This window comes from Methylophaga sp. UBA5088, from assembly GCF_002414625.1.
In the GTDB taxonomy this organism is placed as follows: Bacteria; Pseudomonadota; Gammaproteobacteria; order Nitrosococcales; family Methylophagaceae; genus Methylophaga; species Methylophaga marina.
The window spans coordinates 2,774-6,519 of sequence record NZ_DIAC01000092.1 but is presented as its reverse complement, the minus strand read 5'-3'; the positions used below and the strand labels follow the sequence as shown (position 1 = coordinate 6,519).

Below are 3,746 nucleotides of genomic sequence, written 5' to 3'. Positions count from 1 at the left end.
TGCACAACAAGCACAGCAATTAAAACTGGCTTCTTTGGGAAGATTAACGGCAAGCATTGCTCACGAAATTCGAAATCCTCTCGGTGCAATCAGCCATGCTGGTGAATTATTGGCCGAGCAATATGCGGCAGATCACATGATGACGAAACTGACTGCCATCATCTTGAAACACACTCAGCGTGTGAATAATATTATCGAAACTATCTTGCAGATGAGTCGTAAAAAAACAGCTGAACCCGCTGTGTTTATGCTTAATGACTGGCTAGAGAAATTTATTCACGAATTTACTGAAACAAAACAGCTTGATGACGATGATATTACTCTGGATATGAAAGCGGATAATCTTCAGATTGCAATGGATCCTGAACAGCTACATCAGGTTGTATGGAATTTAATGGATAATGCCTGGTTTCATGCTAAGCGAGAAGAAAAGCCTTATATACATATCCGACTGGAACAGAATGATAAACAGATTTTTCTGGATATTATTGATAATGGCCCAGGGGTTCCAGAGGCTGTTCAGGCCCATTTATTTGAGCCGTTTCATTCTGCTCGTCAGGGAGGAACAGGCTTGGGATTGTACTTAGCGAGAGAACTCTGTCAGGCTAACCGAGCACGTTTGAACTATCTTCACGATACGTCTAATACAGGTTTTTTTCGTATTAGCCTTCCGGGAGAATGGTAGGAAATGATTAAAGAATGAATAGACAAGCATTAGTTATTGATGATGAGCCCGATATTCTTGAGTTATTAACCATGACATTGTCTGGCATGTCTATCGATTGCGTCACAGCAGAAAACGTAGCTCAAGCGACACAAGCATTAAAACAACAGTCATTTGATTTGTGTTTTACGGATATGCGTTTGCCGGACGGCAATGGTTTGGATATTGTTCGTCTGATTCAGAAATCTTATCCTAACTGTCCAGTGGCCGTGATTACCGCCCACGGTAATGTTGACTTGGCTGTTGAAGCACTGAAGTCGGGTGCTTTTGATTTTGTTTCAAAACCTCTCAAACTCAAAGTGCTACGTGATCTCGTCAATTCGGCATTAAATTTATCTCCTTTAAAAACAGAAAATAAAGAACGCCGTTCCAGAGATAAATTACTTGGTGATACCGATGTCATACGTTCGTTAAGAAGTAAGATCAGTAAATTGGCTCGTAGTCAGGCCCCGGTGTATATCACCGGTGAGTCAGGAACTGGCAAAGAACTGGTAGCACGTCTTATTCATGAACTAGGCAGTCGCTCGTCGCAAAGTTTTGTGCCTATAAATTGTGGCGCTATTCCAGCTGAATTAGTAGAAAGTGAATTCTTCGGGCATAAAAAGGGAGCTTTCACGGGGGCTGTCTCAGATAAGCAAGGACTGTTTCAGGCTGCCAATGGTGGCACCTTGTTTTTAGATGAAGTGGCCGACTTACCACTGATGATGCAGGTGAAGTTGCTTAGAGCGATTCAGGAAAAAGCCATACGACCAGTCGGTGGCAACGAAGAAATGAGTGTTGATGTACGCATTTTATCTGCAACACATAAAAACCTAGCGGAATGTGTCAAACAAGGGCATTTCCGGGAGGATTTGTTTTATCGTCTCAATGTCATTGAGCTGTCTGTCCCTCCCTTGCGTCAGCGACAGGCAGATATACCCATGTTGGTTGATCATATTCTGAGTCAGCTTGCGACCAAAAATGGTGAGAACAAACCAGGTATAGAGACGGCTGCAATTGAAGCACTTTGCGCCTATGCTTTCCCGGGTAACGTCCGTGAGCTTGAAAATATCCTAGAGCGAGCGATGACCTGGTCTGAAGGAAATCTCATTCAAAAAGATGATTTAATGCTACCTGCCACAACCGGGGCCGACAGTGCCGTGTTCAATGTTGATCTGCCACAGTTAAGTGGAGAGACGGATCTTGAATCGCATCTTGAAGATCAGGAGCGGCAGCTTATCGTGGATGCACTGGAATCAACCCGGTGGAATAAGACTGCCGCCGCCAAAAAGCTGGGTATCAGTTTTCGCTCGTTGCGTTACAAACTCAAAAAACTGGCTTTGGAGGAATAGTCACTCTGCATCATCAACCAAGGCAGTGAGTGTCGAGATTTTATCCTGACCAATATAGAGTGATTTTGCTTGTGCTGATAATTTTATACTGAGGTGACATAGGCCATTATCAGCCTGGTTCATCGCGGCTTGAACTACATGTCCAGCTACATCGCCAGCTTCATCAATGACTTCGGTATTGGGCTCAGGAAGATGTGATGTTGTTATTTCAGCTAAAAATAAGCGGCGACTGGGTTTTCCCAGATAGTGCAGTCGAGCCACCACTTCCTGACCTGGATAACAGCCTTTTTTGAAACTGACACCACCGATGACATCCAAATTGAGTTGCTGAGGAGTAAATTGTTCTTTAGTTAAAAGACTGACCTTGGGTAAGCCTGATGTAATATCAGCACTTTGCCATAGGTTCTCTGAACCGATACGACTGTTTTCGATGATACTTTTATCAACTGGCGTGATAACTAAATATCGATGCAAATCGCCCGGCAGATATATACTCAACTGTCCATCATGCTCACTAGCTGACCAGAATGTACTCGCTTGATCTTTAAGCGGAGCTTCACTGATATATCCCATTGTATTGAGTTCAGCGCTCACAGAAATATCTACCTTGCTACGCAGCTTAAACATCGTCAATCGTTGAGCAATGCTATCAGCTAGATCTGTGGCTGTGATTAGCAGAAAATCTTTTTCACGCTTAACAACGTAGAACAGGCTTAATAAGCGACCTTTTGGGTTACAAAAACCACTTAGCTGAGCAGTATTGTTCGTTAATGTGCGGATATCATTCGTCAGTAGATTCTGTAAAAAACTGTCTGCTTCTTCCCCCGAGACTTGAATGACAGAGAGCGAGGGCAAGGCCATTGCTACGGGCGATGTATCATGACTAACTTCGGACAAATAATTGACGCTGGGTGTGGATTGAGAAAGAGTCTGAAAATTCATAGATATATTGCGATTTATTGTGAACAGACTTTATTCTAACTGTATAAGCGATGCTAAAACAGGGATGAAAATAAAGGGCATTCAAGGATGAAGGTTGAGATCAGTCAATCACAGTATGAGTTTAGATATATGGCATGGCTGCATGTCGTTGTCATCAGTTTACTGCTGCTTAACAAAGCAAGCATGGGGCCTCTGCTGACGGATGTGTTAATTAGTTTTGTTTGTGTGGGATTTGTCATCTGGTTACGCCGCTACAAGAGAGTGTCTGGAAAAGCGTCTGTGACTGGAATCAGCATGAGCAAGGATAGACAATGGTTTCTAAACTATAACGATGGCTCTGTGTCAGGGCCTTATACACTGAAATCGAGCACTCAATTACCTTATGTTTTATTCATCTATTTAAATCCATCTAGGCATGGACGAGGTCATACGCTGATGATTCCGATAGATGCCGTAGAAAAAAATGATTGGAGAAAACTCAGAGCTGAGCTTCGTCATCCTGATTCTTGGGAGCAATAATCGTTTCAGTAGCCGAGTGCGTGTTATCGGTCTCTGGATAATCCAGAATGTAATGAAGGCCTCGGCTTTCTTTTCGACGCAAAGCTGATTCAATGATGAGTTCAGCTACATCAGCGAGGTTTCTCAGCTCCAGTAAATCTGCACTGATATGGTGTTTAGTATAAAAATCACGAATTTCAGCTTGCAGGACTTGCAAGCGCTGCTTTGCTCTGAGTAAACGATCGGTCTTG

General features: G+C 43.1%; 4 protein-coding genes and 1 pseudogene. 3 read left to right on the top strand and 2 right to left on the bottom strand.

Annotation, left to right across the window (positions count from 1 at the left end; all coding sequences use genetic code 11):
• Both B4K20_RS11415 and B4K20_RS11410 read left to right on the top strand, forming a co-directional pair.
• Positions 1 to 685: sensor histidine kinase (locus tag B4K20_RS11415; protein ID WP_289282977.1), on the top strand; the 685-nt coding region annotated here is incomplete at its 5' end.
• Positions 686 to 699: 14 nt separating this feature from the next.
• The gene (locus tag B4K20_RS11410) at positions 700 to 2,055 is read left to right on the top strand and encodes a sigma-54-dependent transcriptional regulator (RefSeq protein WP_289243836.1); all 1,356 of its coding nucleotides are present in this window, start codon (positions 700 to 702) and stop codon (positions 2,053 to 2,055) included.
• Here B4K20_RS11410 and B4K20_RS11405 read toward each other — a convergent pair whose 3' ends face one another.
• Positions 2,056 to 2,997 (bottom strand): YgfZ/GcvT domain-containing protein, encoded by a 942-nt coding sequence (locus tag B4K20_RS11405; RefSeq protein ID WP_289282976.1) that lies wholly within the window; start codon positions 2,995 to 2,997, stop codon positions 2,056 to 2,058.
• Between the two features lie 87 nt (positions 2,998 to 3,084).
• Between B4K20_RS11405 and B4K20_RS11400 the strand changes: the two genes are divergently transcribed.
• Complete coding sequence (locus B4K20_RS11400) at positions 3,085 to 3,516, top strand: protein YgfX (protein ID WP_289282975.1); 432 nt, start codon at positions 3,085 to 3,087, stop codon at positions 3,514 to 3,516.
• Here the strand turns inward: B4K20_RS11400 and B4K20_RS11395 are convergent.
• A pseudogene (locus tag B4K20_RS11395) lies at positions 3,476 to 3,746 on the bottom strand (L-aspartate oxidase); the annotation flags it as partial. The gene B4K20_RS11400 and the pseudogene B4K20_RS11395 overlap by 41 nt on opposite strands.

What these genes read in the sequence shown, in the direction of transcription:
- B4K20_RS11410 (WP_289243836.1), top strand. Translation starts at nt 700, where the DNA reads ATGAATAGACAAGCATTAGTTATTGATGATGAGCCCGATATTCTTGAG.
- B4K20_RS11405 (WP_289282976.1), bottom strand. Translation starts at nt 2,997, where the DNA reads ATGAATTTTCAGACTCTTTCTCAATCCACACCCAGCGTCAATTATTTG.
- B4K20_RS11400 (WP_289282975.1), top strand. Translation starts at nt 3,085, where the DNA reads ATGAAGGTTGAGATCAGTCAATCACAGTATGAGTTTAGATATATGGCA.